Source organism: Brevibacillus sp. GCM10020057 (assembly GCF_042683565.1).
In the GTDB taxonomy this organism is placed as follows: Bacteria; Bacillota; Bacilli; order Brevibacillales; family Brevibacillaceae; genus Brevibacillus.
On record NZ_JBHUJW010000031.1, the window covers coordinates 89,526 to 104,886 of the forward strand.

General features: G+C 56.8%; 15 protein-coding genes and 1 other annotated feature. Of the genes, 12 read left to right on the forward strand and 3 right to left on the reverse strand.

Annotation, left to right across the window (positions count from 1 at the left end; genetic code table 11):
- Window positions 1-25 precede the first annotated feature (25 nt).
- Both ACFSO0_RS10040 and leuB read left to right on the forward strand, forming a co-directional pair.
- A complete protein-coding gene (locus ACFSO0_RS10040; protein WP_376879555.1) occupies window positions 26-1,561 on the forward strand; it encodes a 2-isopropylmalate synthase in 1,536 nt (511 codons plus the stop codon).
- An 84-nt stretch (window positions 1,562-1,645) separates the two neighbouring features.
- Window positions 1,646-2,740, forward strand: a complete 1,095-nt coding sequence (gene leuB / locus ACFSO0_RS10045; protein WP_376879557.1) for a 3-isopropylmalate dehydrogenase — start codon at window positions 1,646-1,648, stop codon at window positions 2,738-2,740.
- Between the two features lie 106 nt (window positions 2,741-2,846).
- On the opposite strand, the gene ACFSO0_RS10050 is transcribed toward leuB, so the two are convergent.
- Window positions 2,847-4,289, reverse strand: a complete 1,443-nt coding sequence (locus ACFSO0_RS10050; RefSeq protein WP_376879559.1) for an aminotransferase-like domain-containing protein — start codon at window positions 4,287-4,289, stop codon at window positions 2,847-2,849.
- A 160-nt stretch (window positions 4,290-4,449) separates the two neighbouring features.
- Here ACFSO0_RS10050 and ACFSO0_RS10055 point away from each other — a divergent pair, with 160 nt between their 5' ends.
- The 5 genes from ACFSO0_RS10055 to ACFSO0_RS10075 all read left to right on the forward strand — a co-directional run bounded on the left by ACFSO0_RS10055 (window position 4,450) and on the right by ACFSO0_RS10075 (window position 8,353).
- Window positions 4,450-4,956, forward strand: coding sequence for a MogA/MoaB family molybdenum cofactor biosynthesis protein (locus tag ACFSO0_RS10055; protein ID WP_376879562.1), 507 nt, complete (start codon window positions 4,450-4,452; stop codon window positions 4,954-4,956).
- A gap of 174 nt (window positions 4,957-5,130) precedes the next feature.
- Window positions 5,131-6,906 (forward strand): B12-binding domain-containing radical SAM protein, encoded by a 1,776-nt coding sequence (locus ACFSO0_RS10060; protein ID WP_376879564.1) that lies wholly within the window; start codon window positions 5,131-5,133, stop codon window positions 6,904-6,906.
- Between the two features lie 161 nt (window positions 6,907-7,067).
- Window positions 7,068-7,685, forward strand: a complete 618-nt coding sequence (locus ACFSO0_RS10065; protein WP_376879566.1) for a DedA family protein — start codon at window positions 7,068-7,070, stop codon at window positions 7,683-7,685.
- A 3-nt stretch (window positions 7,686-7,688) separates the two neighbouring features.
- Window positions 7,689-8,048, forward strand: a complete 360-nt coding sequence (locus tag ACFSO0_RS10070; protein WP_376879569.1) for a DUF1294 domain-containing protein — start codon at window positions 7,689-7,691, stop codon at window positions 8,046-8,048.
- A gap of 95 nt (window positions 8,049-8,143) precedes the next feature.
- The gene (locus ACFSO0_RS10075; RefSeq protein ID WP_376879571.1) at window positions 8,144-8,353 is read left to right on the forward strand and encodes a Ger(x)C family spore germination C-terminal domain-containing protein; all 210 of its coding nucleotides are present in this window, start codon (window positions 8,144-8,146) and stop codon (window positions 8,351-8,353) included.
- Window positions 8,354-8,446: 93 nt separating this feature from the next.
- On the opposite strand, the gene sspI is transcribed toward ACFSO0_RS10075, so the two are convergent.
- Window positions 8,447-8,683, reverse strand: coding sequence for a small acid-soluble spore protein SspI (gene sspI / locus ACFSO0_RS10080; protein WP_376879573.1), 237 nt, complete (start codon window positions 8,681-8,683; stop codon window positions 8,447-8,449).
- Window positions 8,684-8,847: 164 nt separating this feature from the next.
- Between sspI and ACFSO0_RS10085 the strand changes: the two genes are divergently transcribed.
- Both ACFSO0_RS10085 and ACFSO0_RS10090 read left to right on the forward strand, forming a co-directional pair.
- Window positions 8,848-9,501: a potassium channel family protein gene (locus tag ACFSO0_RS10085; protein ID WP_376879575.1), complete on the forward strand. Its 654-nt coding sequence runs from the start codon at window positions 8,848-8,850 to the stop codon at window positions 9,499-9,501.
- A gap of 4 nt (window positions 9,502-9,505) precedes the next feature.
- A complete protein-coding gene (locus ACFSO0_RS10090; protein ID WP_376879577.1) occupies window positions 9,506-10,333 on the forward strand; it encodes a TrmH family RNA methyltransferase in 828 nt (275 codons plus the stop codon).
- Here the strand turns inward: ACFSO0_RS10090 and ACFSO0_RS10095 are convergent.
- Window positions 10,330-11,049: a DUF2225 domain-containing protein gene (locus ACFSO0_RS10095; RefSeq protein WP_376879580.1), complete on the reverse strand. Its 720-nt coding sequence runs from the start codon at window positions 11,047-11,049 to the stop codon at window positions 10,330-10,332. The genes ACFSO0_RS10090 and ACFSO0_RS10095 overlap by 4 nt on opposite strands.
- A 123-nt stretch (window positions 11,050-11,172) precedes the next feature.
- Window positions 11,173-11,445, forward strand: a binding site (T-box leader).
- A gap of 51 nt (window positions 11,446-11,496) precedes the next feature.
- Between ACFSO0_RS10095 and pheS the strand changes: the two genes are divergently transcribed.
- The 3 genes from pheS to zapA all read left to right on the forward strand — a co-directional run bounded on the left by pheS (window position 11,497) and on the right by zapA (window position 15,334).
- Complete coding sequence (gene pheS / locus ACFSO0_RS10100) at window positions 11,497-12,531, forward strand: phenylalanine--tRNA ligase subunit alpha (protein ID WP_376879582.1); 1,035 nt, start codon at window positions 11,497-11,499, stop codon at window positions 12,529-12,531.
- Window positions 12,532-12,546: 15 nt separating this feature from the next.
- Window positions 12,547-14,970 (forward strand): phenylalanine--tRNA ligase subunit beta, encoded by a 2,424-nt coding sequence (pheT, locus tag ACFSO0_RS10105; RefSeq protein WP_376879584.1) that lies wholly within the window; start codon window positions 12,547-12,549, stop codon window positions 14,968-14,970.
- A gap of 82 nt (window positions 14,971-15,052) precedes the next feature.
- On the forward strand, window positions 15,053-15,334 hold the full coding sequence (gene zapA / locus ACFSO0_RS10110) for a cell division protein ZapA (protein ID WP_376879586.1): 282 nt from the start codon (window positions 15,053-15,055) through the stop codon (window positions 15,332-15,334).
- Window positions 15,335-15,361: the final 27 nt, after the last annotated feature.

The following is a 15,361-nucleotide window of genomic DNA, read 5'->3' on the forward strand; positions in this document are numbered from 1 at the left end:
GAAAAAAAGTGGAGGTGAAAAGTTCATGCGGACCATTGAGATTTTTGATACCACTTTGCGCGATGGAGAGCAGTCTCCGGGTGTCAACATCAGCACGAACGAAAAGGTGGAGATTGCCCTTCAACTGGAGAAGTTGGGCGTTACGAGGATCGAGGCAGGCTTTGCGGCTGCCTCCCCCGGCGACCAAAAGTCTGTAGCCGAAGTGGCGAAGCGGGTGAAAAACTCCACAATCGTAAGCTTGGCACGTGCCGTGAAAGACGACATGGATAAGGCGTACGAAGCGCTCCGCAATGCGCAAGACGCATCCCTCCACGTCTTTCTTGCAACATCGCCCATTCACCGTCAGTACAAGTTGAACATGAGCAAGGAGCAGGTGCTCGAGCGCGCCGTAGAAGCCGTCAAGTACGCGAAGAAATATTTCACGGAAGTACAGTTTTCCGCAGAGGATGCCGCGCGGACAGAGATTGATTTTCTGGCACAGGTCGTGCAGGCTGTCATCAAGGCCGGGGCGACGACTGTCAACATTCCGGATACGGTCGGGTACATGACGCCGATCCAGTACGGGCAAATCTTCACCGAACTGCGCCGCCTGGTGCCGGAGACGGAAAACATCCGCTTGAGCTGCCACTGCCATGACGATCTGGGCATGGCGGTGGCCAACAGCCTGGCTGCGGTAGAAGCAGGTGCGACACAAGTCGAGGGCACCATCAACGGCATTGGCGAACGCGCGGGCAACGCTGCACTGGAAGAAGTGGCGCTCGCCCTGGAGACCCGCAAGGATTACTACCAGGCGACCACAAAATTGCAGCTCAAGGAAATCGCGCGGACCAGCCAGTTGGTGAGCCGCTTGACGGGGATGATCGTTCCGGGGAACAAGGCCATCGTGGGAGCCAACGCATTTGCCCACGAATCCGGCATTCACCAGGACGGCGTGCTGAAGGAAGTCACCACGTACGAGATCATTCGTCCAGAATCGGTCGGCTTCAAATCCAACAAGCTGGTGCTGGGCAAACACTCCGGCCGCCATGCATTCAAGGAAAAGCTGATCGAGCTGGGCTATCATCTGGAGCAGGAAGAAGTGAACGCCGCTTTCACGGCTTTCAAGGTGCTGTGTGACAAGAAAAAGGAAATCAGCGACGACGACATTCTCGCGCTGGTCGATACCAAGATGGTCAGAGCTCAGGAAGCCTTCAAGCTGGAATCTGTCCAGCTCAGCTACGGAAACATATCCGTGCCGACAGCGAGCGTGCGGCTGCTGCGGGCAGATGGCTCGACCGTGGAGGAAGCCGCCATCGGGAACGGCTCTGTCGATTCGATCTACAAGGCGATCGACCGTGCGACAGGCGAGGAAGTGACGCTCGTCGACTACAAAATCCTTTCCGTAACCCAAGGGAAAGACGCGCTCGGGGAAGTGTTTGTCCGCCTGCAGCAGGGCGACCTCACCGTGACGGGACGCGGAGTGAGCACAGATGTGCTGGAGGCGAGCGCGATTGCCTACGTGCGCGCCATCAACAAGATTTTGGAGCGTCGCGGCGAGGCTGTGCCGGCAGTTGTCAGCTAAGGAAAGCAAGTGTATACAACCGGGTAGGGTGAAGAAACCGGTAGAGATCGGAAACCATTACCAAATAGAAAAGCGGGATAGACGATGAAAAAACATTATCGCATTGCCGTTCTTCCTGGGGACGGGATCGGACCGGAGATCATGCAGGAAGCGGTCAAAGTCCTCACGCTCGTCGGAGAACGGGAAGGGGTCACCTTTACATGTGAAGAGGGCCGCATCGGCGGGATTGCCATCGACACAGACGGCACGCCGCTGCCGGATGCCACTGTGAAGCTGGCAAAAGAAGCAGATGCCGTCCTTCTGGGCGCTGTCGGCGGACCGAAATGGGATCAAAACCCGGGCCATCTGCGGCCGGAGACAGGGTTGCTCGGCATCCGCAAAGCGCTGGGGCTGTTCGCCAACATCCGCCCAGCGACGATGCACAGCTCTCTCGTGGATGCGTCCTCGCTCAAGCCGGAGGTCGTATCCGGCGTGGACTTGATCGTGGTCCGCGAGCTGACTGGCGGTATCTACTTCGGCGAGAAAAAACGCTACGATGGGCCGAACGGCGAAGTCGCAGAAGATCAGTGCATTTACAACGAAGCAGAAATCGAGCGGATCATCCGCGTCGGATTCGACATTGCCCGCAAGCGCAAAAAGCGCCTCGTCTCCGTCGACAAGGCGAACGTGCTGGAAAGCTCCCGCCTCTGGCGCAAAGTCGCCGAGCGCGTAGCAGCGGATTATCCGGACGTGGAGCTGTCCCACCAGCTGGTCGACTCGTGCGCGATGCAGCTGGTGCGAGCGCCGAAGCAGTTTGACGTCATCGTGACGGAGAACATGTTTGGCGACATCTTGAGCGACCAGGCGGCCATGCTAACGGGATCGATCGGCATGCTGGCCTCGGCGAGCCTCGCTGCCGGCAGCTTCGGTCTGTATGAACCGGTGCACGGCTCCGCGCCTGACATCGCCGGCCAAGGCATCGCCAACCCGCTGGCTACCATCCTGTCGGTGGCGATGATGCTCCGCCTGTCGCTCGGCATGGACGAGGCGGCAGCAGCTGTGGAAAATGCCGTCTGGGCCGTTCTGGAAGCCGGCCATCGCACAGGCGACATCGCGGTCGACCGCAGCAAAGCCATCGGTACGGTACAGATGGGCCAGTTGGTCCGCGACGAGCTGTCGAAAATATTGGTTGCCAAATAAACAAAGAAATGACTCTGCCGGCATCGTTTGCGATGGCCGGCAGTTTTTTTGGGCGTTATTTTTGGAGCTTTTTTGGCGCTTTTTTGCGAAGGCGAATGACGGCGGCTTACCGGATCAATGCGGCGCCGAGACGGTACAGCCAATGCTTCAGTTCCCGCTCTTCCATCGGGGCAAGCGGAAAGCGAACGGCAGGGCGGCGCAATGTATCTTCGGGCTCGTCGGCGACGCGGAAGGCATGGCCGGGTGTCAGCTCGAGACCTTCCGCGAGCAGCATCGCTACGATCCGGTCCTCGCTCTCCGCAGCTTTGGCAGATGGTGCGCCCCATTCGATCCAGGTGTTCAGCCCGCCCAAGATCGGATACATGCGAGCGTGGGCGGGCAGGGCGTGATGCTTTTCCTTCCACAGCCGCTGGAAACGCGATTGGAAAAGGGCGCGCCGGTCTGCCAGGTACACTTCGGAGAACCACGGATCGTCCAGCAGGCGCACGGCAGCCTCCACGACCAGCAAGGATGGCTCTGCCCCGGTCATCGAGACGATCTGCCGGTAGCGCTCCAGCTCTGACTCGCCGAGATCGGAGGGCAGCATCAGGACGCCGAGCTGCAAATCCCGCGCAAGCGTTTTGGACAACGAGTGCAGGTAGTAGACCTGAACGGAGCTTTGCGTCTCCAGCGCCATTTGGTACAGGGAGGAGCTTGGCTTTTCAAACCACAGGTCGCCGTAGTGGTCGTTTTCTACCAGCCGGACATTTCGCTGGACCGCCCATTCGAGCAGCTTTTCCTTTCGCTCGCGGGAGTAGCTGATCCCGGTCGGAAAATGGTAGTGCGGATTGATCAGCAGCCAATTGGCGGGGTAATGCTCCTGTTCGGCATCGAGCGCTTCCAGCGAGATGCCTTCCTCATCCATGCGGATCGGGCGCACCGTGATGCCGCATTGGCTCAAGAGACGCAAAAAGACCGGATAGCTGTATTCTTCCACGAAGACGACATCCCGCGGACTCATAATTCGCTGCGCCAGGAAGGCAAAGCCGCTGGTGCTGCGGTTAAAGGAGAGGATGCGCTCGGGCGAATGAGGAAGACCGCGTCTTCCCAGATGGTCGGCGAAGACTTTTGCCGCATGTGCGCGCCGTACTTTTTTCTGGGCAGACGGCTCGTCCAACACGGTCAGGCTGTCGTAGAATGCGCTGCGCAGCCGCTTGACCAGCTCCTCGCCAGGACGGGGAGAAGAGTCGGCCAACGAAGCGATCGGGATGTCGGTCAGGGGCAGCCGGCTTTCCAGGCGAGCTTCCTTGGCCCGCTGCGTCAGGTAGTAGCCTTTGCCGTGCACAGCCTCCAGCCAGCCTTCTTCAGCCAGATGATCGTACGCTTTTTTTACTGTTTCCAGAGAACAGCCGCTGACAGTCTTCATGTCGCGCAACGAGATGAGCTGCTGGCCGTCCACGAGGAAAGCGCCGTGCAAAATGGCGGTTTGCAATTGCTCTGCGAGCTGTATGTACATGGGCGTGTGCGCTTGTTTATGGAAGTGAAAAGCGAAAAAAGGGCGGTTTGCCATACGGCCACGCCTCCTTGTCTGTCAAAAATAGCAATCAACAAAATTATATCGGAAAACAAGGGGGTGTAACTATAGGGCAAACAGAAAAACTCCCTTGGGAATTCAAGCGCATGGTATCATGGAAGGAGCGTGCTATTGGATGGGAGCTGAAGGTTGGGACATGAGTGTACAAGAACATAAGGCGTTGTCGCCCAAGCGGGTCACGTGCATGGTGATTACGGTCTCGGATACGAGAACAGAGGAGACAGACAAAAGCGGACAGCTGATGAAGCAATTGCTCGAGGAAGCCGGCCACGCCACCGCGCTGTACGAAATCGTCCGGGACGAGCCGGCGGAAGTCGTCGCGGCGATTGAAAAAGGCATCGGGCATGAGGAAGTGCAAGTGATTTTGCTGAACGGGGGAACGGGCATCTCTCCTCGTGACAATACTTTCGAGGCGGTATCCGGGCTATTGGATAAGGAAATCCCCGGCTTTGGCGAACTGTTCCGCATGCTAAGCTACACGGAGGACATCGGCTCTGCCGCCATGCTTAGCCGGGCGGTCGCCGGCTGCTACAAAGGCAAGGCGATCTTTTCCACGCCAGGTTCGACGGGTGCGGTCAGGCTGGCGATGAGCAAGCTGATCGTGCCGGAGCTTTCGCACGTGGTGCGCGAGCTGAACAGATGACAGACAGGGCGACTAGGCGAGAGGCGGATGTTGCCCTTTTTTCACAGGCGGCCGGATTTGCCGGATTCCGTCCGCATGTGGTACTGTTACCAGAGGAATATGACTGGCGGGCTTGCATAGCAGTTGCCACAGGCCGCATCGGAGCCAGATTGTGCAAGGAGAGTAGACCGAAACATGAATATCTTGTTAGCCACCTTAAATGCGAAGTTCATCCATTCCTCGTTGGCGTTGCGCTATTTGCGCAGCTACGCCCAGGCGTCCTTTCCGGCGATACAGCTGGTCGAATACACGATCAACGACGTCACTTTGAATATCGTCGCAGACATTTACAAGCGCGAGCCCGACGTCGTGGCTTTTTCCTGTTACATCTGGAACATTCGCGAGACGCTCGACGTCATCCGCAATCTGAAAAAAGTATGCCCGGACGTGCCCGTTATTTTGGGCGGCCCGGAAGTCACGTACGACGCCGACTACTGGATGAAGAAGCATCCGGAAATCGACGTCATCGCGATTGGCGAAGGGGAGCAGACCTTCCTGGAACTGCTGCAAGCCTATCGGGAGGCAAAAGAAACCAGGCAGCAGCCGCACCTGCGGGAGGTAGCCGGGATCGCGTACCGGGATGGAGAGCATGTGCGTTTTTCCATGCCGCGCGCGCAGATTGAGGAGATGGATTCAATTCCGTCCCCTTACCAGGATCATTTGGATGAGCTGAACAACCGGGTCGTCTACTTCGAGGCGTCCAGAGGTTGCCCGTTCAAATGCCAATACTGCCTGTCATCCATTGAAGACGGGGTCCGCTACTTCAGTCTGGAGCGAGTAAAGGAAGATTTGCTCCGCTTGATCAATCATGGCGTGCAGACGATCAAGTTCGTAGATCGTACGTTTAATATCAATAAAAAGTACGCGATGGAAATTTTCCAGTTCCTGATCGACAACCATCGGGGAACCGTTTTCCAGTTCGAGATCACCGCAGATATTTTGCGGGCGGACGTGCTGGACTTTTTGACGGAAAACGCGCCGCCCGGCATCTTCCGCTTCGAGATCGGCGTGCAGTCCACCAACGATGAGACAAACCGGCTCGTGCAGCGGATTCAACGCTTCGACCGGCTGTCGCGCACCGTGACGCAAATCAAAAATTCGGGCAAGATCGACCAGCATCTCGACTTGATCGCCGGACTGCCAGAGGAAGACTACCAGTCCTTTCGCAAGACGTTCAACGATGTGTTCGCGCTCCGTCCCGAAGAGCTGCAGCTCGGCTTTCTGAAAATGCTGCGCGGTACCGGCGTGCGCGCCCGGGCGGCACAGCACGGCTACATCTTCATGGACGAAGCGCCTTATGAGATTCTCGGCAACAATGTCCTGTCGTTTGGCGACATGCAAAAGATCAAGCGCGTCGAGGATGTGCTGGAGAAATATTGGAACGCCCACCGCATGGACCATACGCTGGAGTGGCTGCTGCAGCATGTCTTCGCAACGCCGTTTGACTTTTTCCAGTCGTTCGGGGATTTCTGGGAGAAACAGGGATGGAGCCGGATCGGGCATCAGCTGGAGGACTTGTTTACCCGCCTGCAAGGCTTCCTGCAGACCCAGCAGGTAGAGAGGCTCGATCACGTCATCAGCCTGATGAAATTCGACTTCCTGTGCAATCATAAACATCGCCCGCGCAAGCTGTGGTGGGAGGATGTCGTGGACAAACAGGAGATGCAAGATGTGTTTGCCGCCGTCCATGAACAGCGGAAGCAGCTGCGCGAAGACTTCGCACGACATGCGGCTGTGGAAAAGGACTACTTCAAGCATACGCTGACTGCGAAAGTATCGTTTGACATCGGGGCATGGCTAAAGGCGGGGACAGTAATCGAAGGCGACTACAGCCTGGTCGTCTACTATCCGTACGTCGAAGGCGAGCGCAATACCTTTACGATCGTGGATCATGCGCGCATGTCTTTGTAAGGCAGACATATTTTCTTCGCTTGATAAAATGAAGCCAACTATTGCAAAATAGACAAGTACCTTTTTCGGGTGTTCATACGTACTGGCTATGGCTGAACGAATGCCGTAAGCATGCAATCCTAGTAACAGCCGCATTTTGGCGAGAATAGGGGATTTTGCTCATGGAAATCAACCTGCTGATGTCAATCATAGAGCAATACGGTTACCTGGCCATTTTCTTTTTGCTCTGGCTGGGTATCGTAGGCTTGCCGATCCCTGACGAGCTGGTCGTAGCGACGGGGGGATTTTTGGTCTCAATCGGCCTGCTCGACCCGGCTTGCGCTTTTTTGGCGGGGTATCTGGGGGTAGCCTCCGGATTGACGATTGGGTTTTTGCTCGGAAAATATTTTGGAAAGCCGATCTTGCAATGGCTGTCGAAGAGTGAAAAAATGCGGCATGCTGTCGAGCGTTCGACGGCTCTGCTGCAAAAGTACGGGACGTCGGCGCTCTGCATCAGCTATCTGTTTCCGGTCGTCCGGCACGTGGTTCCTTATTTGGTCGCGATGGGGGGCATGACGTACCGCCGCTATGCCCTGCTCTCCTACCCGATCGGACTGGTGTGGACGATCGCCTTTTACTTGCTCGGGTATATTTTTGGCAACCACGTCGAGGTCATCATCGGGATGATTCGGCACTATGGCATTTACACCTTGCTCACGCTGCTCGTCTTGCTCGTCATCGGGCTGGTGATTCGCAAATTCGTGCTGGGAAACCGGCCGTATCGGGCCAAAGGAGAATAAGCGATGTACCATAATCAATTGCAGGCACACAGACGAAACCGCAATCTCCTGCTCGCTGCGGGTTGGGCGCTCGTCCTTGCCGGAGCGGGCACCCCGATGCCGTGGCTGATTGCGGCAGGCGGGTTGCTTTTGAACGGCTATGCGTATTTTTTGATGCGCACGGACAAACGGCTGGCCCCTCGCCAAGGCTATCGGATACCGGAGGCAAGCCTGCTGCTCGCAGCTGCTTTGGGCGGGGGAATCGGGGCCCTGGTAGGGATGCTCGCTTTTCGTCACAAGACCAGGCACGTCTCGTTTCTCGTTCTGGTGCCAGTTTTCTGTCTCTTGCAGCTGTTTCTGCTAATTCTCACAATGGGAAAATAAGCACAAGGACTCTGCTTCTCTCGCAGGCAGAATCCTTTTTCTATTGGCAATGGTGTCCGCGAAACTTTCTCTTTGGTGGGTTTTCATTTCCTTTCTTGGGCACACTAACAAACCGGGCGAAGAAGCTGTTTGTCCAACTGCAGAAGGATTACGACAGCGACGTCCTGCGGCTGGGGCTCGCACTGCGCGCCCATCATTACCGCGACTACCGGGAGAAGCACAATTGGAAAAAGGAATTCAAAACCTTTCCGATCAAGGCGGTCTACACCATCAAGATTCGGCGTCTGGGGATGGAGATGCAATAGGAGTCTGTCGCGCTGGCGGCTGCGCCGTGCGAAAGCAAAAAGGGAGTGACCTGACGTCGCTCCCTTTTCGGTACAGGAAAAGTGTGGGCTTGTTTACATCGGCTTTTCTGCCTGGCGGGGCAGATGTCCGGCAATGGTCTGGACGATTTCCTGGCGGGACGAAGGATCGCTGTTTTGCCACAGCACTTCAAACAGGACACCCAGCCCCGGCAAGGTTTTCTCTTGACCGCTTGCAATCGCATCCGTGATGGTATCTTGTACGGCGGATGCATCGGAGCCTTGCATTTTGTACATGATGGCTTGACGCAAATTGAGCGAGGCAATGTTCATGACAGATCGCACACCTCTCTTGTAGAAATGAAATCGGCTTTAGTATTTGTCTGACTCGTGCTGCTCATACCTGTTTTGTCGATGCTGCCGGCGGTGTGCTATAATGCTTGGTATTGGCAAAAGCCTTCTTGAGGGATGCGGCAAGGTGAAGGAGTAGATCGTGAATGTCAAAGCAGTTCGCCATTATCGGGATGGGGCGGTTTGGCTCCAGCGTGGCCCGGACGTTGTACGAGATGGACTATGAAGTGATGGGCATTGATGAAAACGAAGAGCGCATCAATGAAAACATACAGTATGTCACCCATGCGGTGGCGGCGGATTCGACGGACGAGAGGGCGCTAAAGGAGATCGGGATACGCAACTTTGACGTCGTCGTCGTCGCCATCGGGGTCGACATCCAGGCTAGCATTTTGACCGTGCTGACGCTCAAGGAGCTGGGCGTGAAAAAGATCGTCGCCAAGGCGCAAAACGAGCGGCACGGGCAGGTATTGTACAAGGTGGGAGCGGATCGCGTTGTCTTTCCGGAGCGGGATATGGGCGTGCGGGTTGCGCATAATCTCATCTCTGCCAATGTGCTCGATTTCATCGAATTGGCTGACGACTACAGCGTGGCGGAGGTCGTCGTCTCCTCCAAATTTGTGGGCAAGAGTCTGCGGCAGCTCGATATCCGCAAAAAGTACGGGGTCAACGTCATCGCCATCAAGAGCGGCGACAAATTCAACATCGCCCCAAATCCGGAAGAACTGATCCAATACGGAGACGTACTCGTCGTCATCGGGAACAACAAGGATTTGAAGGCATTCGAGGAGCGAGCGTAGACACATGGGGCATGAAGTCATAACATCGGTACAAAATCCGCTGGTCAAGCGGCTGCATCAATTGCTGGAGCGAAAAGGGCGGGAAGCGCAGGGACGCTTTCTCGTGGAAGGGGCGCATCTCGTCGAGGAGGCGCTGAAAAGCGGGGCGGAAGTGCTCACTATCCTGTACGACAGCGAGCGAAACATGGATGCCGCCACGAGGCGTGCGCTCGGCAGCTACCCGCTGGACGTCCAGGTCATCGCGGCTTCATCGGCGGTGCTGGCGAAGCTGTCGGAAACCAAATCTCCCCAGGGAATCGTGGCGGAAGTAAAGAAAAGCAAGGCCGATTGGAACGAATGGATCGAGCAAAAGGCGGACGGGCAGGAAGGGATGCTGCTTCTCTTGCTGGATGAAATCCAGGACCCCGGCAATCTGGGGACGATCTTGCGAACAGCCGAGGCGGCAGGGGTGGACGCTGTCGTGCTGGGAAAAGGGAGCGTGGATCTGTACAACGGGAAAGTCATGCGTTCGACAATGGGAGCGCTGTTCCGCCTGCCGGTGTTTTCCCGTGCCCTGTCGGAAGTAGCGGATGAGTGGAAGGCCCGCGGCGGCCAACTGCTCGTTTCGACACTGCACGAGCAGAGCGTCTCCTACGATGAAGTTTGCTATGGGCACAAAACGGCGATCGTCATCGGAAATGAAGGGCGGGGCGTCTCTGCGGCCATGATGGAGCGCGCGGATCAGCTCGTCCACATCCCCATTTACGGACAGGCTGAATCGCTCAATGCGGCTGTGGCGGCAGGCATCTTCGTCTTCGAGGCGCAGCGAAAAAGAAAAGATCGGCTGTCTTAACCGATCTTTTGCGTTTGCTGCTTCGCTTTGTACTCTTCCCGCGCCAGCTGCCATTGGTCATGGGCCATACGAATGACGCCGCTCTCGATGGTCACGTTGCGGAAGGCGAGCGCCTTGCCGAAGTATTTGATGGCGAGGTCGAACTTTTCCAGCCGCCGATACAGTTCGCCGATCAGGTAGAGCAGCCGCACCTCGGACATCTCCTTTTCGCCGCGGACGTAGTCGGAATGGACGTACGACAGCTCGTATTCGCCAACGGCCATATTGACGAAGCGCAGCTCCTGCTCCGGCTTGCCGAGAAAGCGGTACAGCCAGGCGAGCCGCAAATAAAGTCCCGCTTTGACAGAGTGTGGCTGGTCTGTCAGCTCTGCGGCGTAGATAGCCAGTTTGTAGCTGACAATCGCCTCGGGTACTTTCCGGACGGAGCCAAAGTTTTTCGGTGTCCATTTCGCTGCGATCTGCTCAGCCACTGTCTGTTTCTCCCACGCCGTGAGCCTGCTTTTGAACTGCTCCGTAAAGGCAAAGCCGCAGGCGGGGCAGACGCATACGGTGTATAGGATCGGATTGAGCGATTGCTCCTTGAAGCGCGTGCAGAAGTCGGTATCCCGGGAAAGCATGGTCAACGAGCCGCCTCGCACACGTTTGGTGGAAAAAGGGGTTTGGCAATGTAAGCATTTACAGGACTTGTCAAAGAGGGCAGAGATGTTATTAATCATGCGAAAGTCCCCTTTCTCTGCGCTTGATTATAGGTCATCAGGAATAGGCTGAATGATATGGAACTTTTGTAGAATTGAAAGTTGGTTAAGGTTGCGCTATAATCTTCCTACGTCTAATTATAACCGAAAGCGATGAAGGAGACTAGTACGCAGGTCCTATTTGTTTTCAGGGAGAAGGTGCCGTAGACTGAAAGTACCTTCAGCACAGTAGCTGCCGAATTCACTCCGAAGCCGCACTCTGAACCGTTTTTACGCAGTAGGAGCAGCCGGGTCACTCCCGTTATCAGTGTCGTAAGTGAGGCAAAAGTCACGGCGTTTCCTGTGAAAAAGATCACGGTTTGCGCGTGTTTGCCTAACAAGGGTGGTACCGCGAGTAAAAAGTAACTCGTCCCTTTTTGGGGCGGGTTTTTCTTTTTTTACACTTTCCATATAAAGGAGCGATATGAAGTGCAAACTCGGTTGCAAGAGATGAAAGCCTCTGCCCTTGGCCAGATCGGCCAGGTCACGGAAGGCGCACAGCTTCAGGACTTGCGCGTCAAGTACCTGGGGAAAAAAGGGGAGCTGACAGAGCTTTTGCGCGGCATGGGAAGCCTCTCTGCCGAAGAACGCCCACTGGTCGGGCAACTGGTCAACGAAGTGCGGGCAGCGCTCGAGACGGCATTCGCCAGCAAACAGCAAGAGCTGGAGCAAGCGGCGCTGAACGCCAAGCTGTCGTCCCAGACCGTCGACGTCACGCTGCCGGGACGTCCGGTTCCTGCGGGGAGCATGCACCCGCTCTCCCGCATCATCGAAGAGATCGAAGACATTTTCGTCGGACTTGGCTTCGAGGTAGCAGAAGGCCCCGAGGTGGAGATGGACCACTTCAACTTTGAAATGCTCAACCTGCCGAAGGATCACCCGGCGCGCGACATGCAGGACACGTTCTACGTGACGGATGAGATCCTGATGCGCACGCACACCTCTCCGGTACAAGCGCGCACCATGCTGAAAAAAGAAGGCAAAACGCCGGTGAAAATCATCTGCCCGGGGAAAGTATTTCGCCGCGACGATGACGACGCGACGCACTCCCACCAGTTCACGCAGATCGAGGGCCTGGTGATCGACAAAGGAATCGGCATGAGCGACCTGAAAGGAATCCTGCTGACGTTTGCCCGCCAAATGTTCGGGGAAAACCAGCAAATCCGCCTGCGCCCGAGCTACTTCCCATTCACCGAGCCCAGCGCAGAGGTCGACCTGCAATGCTTCAACTGTGGCGGACACGGCTGCCGCGTCTGCAAGCAGACGGGTTGGATCGAAATTCTCGGCTCCGGCATGGTCCATCCGCGCGTGCTCGAGATGGCGGGCTACAATCCGCAGGAAGTGAGCGGCTTTGCGTTCGGGATGGGTGTGGAGCGGATCGCGATGCTCAAATACGGCGTAGAGGACATTCGCCATTTTTATACCAACGACGTGCGTTTCTTGCGTCAGTTCAATCGGGAGTAGAGAGGAGAGGCCAAGATGAAGGTATCGTACCAATGGTTAGCGGAATACGTCGATCTGAGCGACTGCACACCGCACGAGCTGGCGGAGAAGCTGACTCGCAGCGGGGTGGAAGTAGACGCGGTGGAGTCGCGCAATGCAGGTGTCTCCGGCGTCGTGATCGGCTATGTAAAGGAGCGCACGAAGCATCCGGACGCAGACCGTCTGAACGTTTGTATCGTGGATGCAGGACAAGGAGAAGATTTGCAAATTGTATGCGGGGCGCCCAACGTGGAGAAAGGCCAAAAAGTGCCGGTAGCGCTGGTTGGCGCCAAGTTGCCGGGCGGGTTGACGATCAAGCGCTCCAAGCTGCGCGGCGTGGAATCCCAAGGCATGATTTGCTCGGCCAAGGAGCTGGGTCTCAATGACAAGCTGCTGGCCAAAGACCAGCAGGAAGGCATCATGGTGCTGCCGCAAGAAGCGGAAATCGGCATGGATGCGGTATCCTACCTTGGCATGGACGACTACGTCCTGGAGCTGGGCCTGACCCCGAACCGTTCCGATTGCCTGAGCATGATCGGGGTCGCCTACGAGGTGGCGGCGATTCTGGGCAAAGAAGTTATGCTTCCGCAAATCGAACTGACGGAGAGCGACGAGCCCAATCCAATCCAGGTCAAGATCGAAGCGACAAACGAGTGCAGCCAATACCACGGCCGCCACTTCACTGGCGCTGTGATCGCAAGCTCGCCGCAATGGATGAAAAACCGCCTGATGGCAGCGGGCATCCGTCCGATCAACAACGTGGTAGACGTGACGAACTACGTCCTGCTCGAATACGGCCAGCCGCTGCACGCGTTCGACGCCGGACAGGTGGCAGATCGTTCTATCGTGGTGCGCCTTGCCAAGGAAGGCGAGACATTGGTGACGCTGGACGATCAGGAGCGCAAGCTGGATGATCAGACGCTCTTGATTGCCGACCCGACCAAAGGCTTGGCGATTGCCGGTGTCATGGGCGGAGCGAACTCCGAAATCACGGGCGAAACGACGGAAATCATTCTGGAAGCAGCATGGTTCACGCCGAAGACCGTTCGCCGTACGGCACGTTCCCTGGGCATGCGCACAGAGGGCTGCGTCCGCTGGGAAAAAGGTGTCGATCAGGCGCGTGTCCGCGAGGCGGGCGAGCGCGCTGCTGCCCTGATCCAGCAGCTGTCCGGCGCGAAAATCTCCAAAGGCATCGCCTCTGCAGTCGTGACGGAAGCGAAACCGGTGACAGTGACCGTTTCACTGGCCAAAATTAACCAACACCTTGGCACATCGCTCGTTGCCTCCGAAGTCTCGCCGATTTTTGACCGCCTGCAGTTCCCGTATGAAGCGGCAAACGACAGCTGGACGGTCACGGTGCCGACACGCCGGGGAGATATTACGTTGCCGGAAGATCTGGTGGAGGAAGTCGCCCGCCTGTACGGCTATGACAACATCCCGACCAGCCTGCCAGCCGGCGCGACCACCCAGGGCAGCCTGACACCTGAACAGAAGCTGCGGCGTACGATTCGCCGTCACCTGATCGGGGTGGGCCTCAGCGAAGCGATCTCCTATGCGCTCGTGCACCCGGACCGTGTAAACGATGCCGCTGGCTTGCACGAGGACGACGTGAAGCCGGTTCGCCTGCTCATGCCGATGAGCGAGGAGCGCAGCGTGCTGCGCACGAGCCTGATCCCGAGCCTGCTGGAGACCATTGCCTACAACAAAAACCGGCAAAACCACGACATCGCGATCTTCGAGCTGGGCCGCGTCTTCCTTAGCACCGAAGAAACGCTTACCCGACTGCCGGAAGAACGGCTGTACGTGGCCGGGGCCGTGACCGGTCAATGGGTGCCGCAAAACTGGATGGGGGCGAAACAGCCTGTCGACTTTTATCAGGCAAAAGGCATCGTGGAATCGTTGCTGACCCGCCTGGGCATCCAAAACGTCCAGTACAGAGCGGTAGCGAATCTGACCGGCATGCATCCGGGTCGTACGGCAGAAGTATGGGCCGGGGAAGTGCGTCTCGGATATGTGGGACAAATCCATCCGGCAACGGAAAAAGCGTACGATTTGAGCGAAACCTACGTCTTCCAGTTCGACGTAGCGAAGCTGGTGGAGCTTTCAGCAAGCGTCGGCTTCTACAATCCGCTGCCGAAATTCCCGGCCGTGACGCGCGACCTCGCGCTGGTCGTCGACCGTGCGGTGCCGGCGGGCGCTCTCGAAGCGGCCATCCGCGAGGCGGCAGGCGAACTGCTGGAATCGCTCACGTTGTTTGACGTGTACACCGGCGAGCGCATTGCAGCGGACAAAAAGAGCATGGCCTTTGCACTCGTGCTGCGACATGCCGAACGGACGCTGCAGGATGAGGAAATCCAGAAGGTGACTGCCGCGGTGATCGAAGCGCTGAAAACCAGGACCGGCGCCGAGCTGCGCATGTAAGCATGGCTTGACGAAAACTGACATTTTCAGTAACCTAAAATGGATAAAGTAGAGCAAAGGTCGCAGTAGGGAGGAACCCCTCGTGCAAGGTGATGGGAAAAATCGTTTGACGGTGGATATCTTTGGCCAACAATACCGGCTCAGTGGAAAGGCAAGTGTCAATCACATACGCATGGTGGCCGGTTTCGTTGATGACAAGATGAACGAAATCGCGAACGGGAACCATCGTTTGGACACGGCCAAGATTGCCGTACTCTCTGCAGTCAATATCGCGGATGAATACTTCCGCTTGCGTCGGGAGTACGAAGAACTGCTGAAAATCCTGCGGGAAGATGCCAATGGAAAAGATATAGAGAAGTCGTGAAAGGAGGGGCATCTGCCCCTCTTTTTG